Source organism: Pseudoflavonifractor capillosus (genome assembly GCF_016902575.1).
GTDB lineage: Bacteria > Bacillota > Clostridia > Oscillospirales > Oscillospiraceae > Enterenecus > Enterenecus capillosus_A.
Genome location: NZ_JACSNZ010000161.1, coordinates 1 through 250, shown reverse-complemented (window position 1 = coordinate 250; position 250 = coordinate 1). Strand labels below are relative to the sequence as shown.

The following is a 250-nucleotide window of genomic DNA, read 5'->3' as shown; positions in this document are numbered from 1 at the left end:
ACGAGGGCCAATAGCTCAGCTGGCTAGAGCACACGACTGATAATCGTGAGGTCGATGGTTCGAGTCCATTTTGGCCCACCAGAGTCCATTGAGAATGGATATCAACATTTAAGAAATTGAATGTTGATATCTGGTTTCAATCGAGGCCAGAATTCCGCACCTTGAAAACTGAACAATGTGATAATTCCAGATGGAAGAGCAAGCAACAGAGTAGATTTTTAATCAGAATGGCAAAAGTCATTTCTGTCAA

1 tRNA gene is annotated in these 250 nt (G+C 42.0%); it reads left to right on the top strand.

The features are described 5' to 3' along the window. The first annotated feature begins 4 nt into the window (after positions 1-4). Positions 5-81: transfer RNA gene (locus H9X86_RS12310), tRNA-Ile, on the top strand. Positions 82-250: the final 169 nt, after the last annotated feature.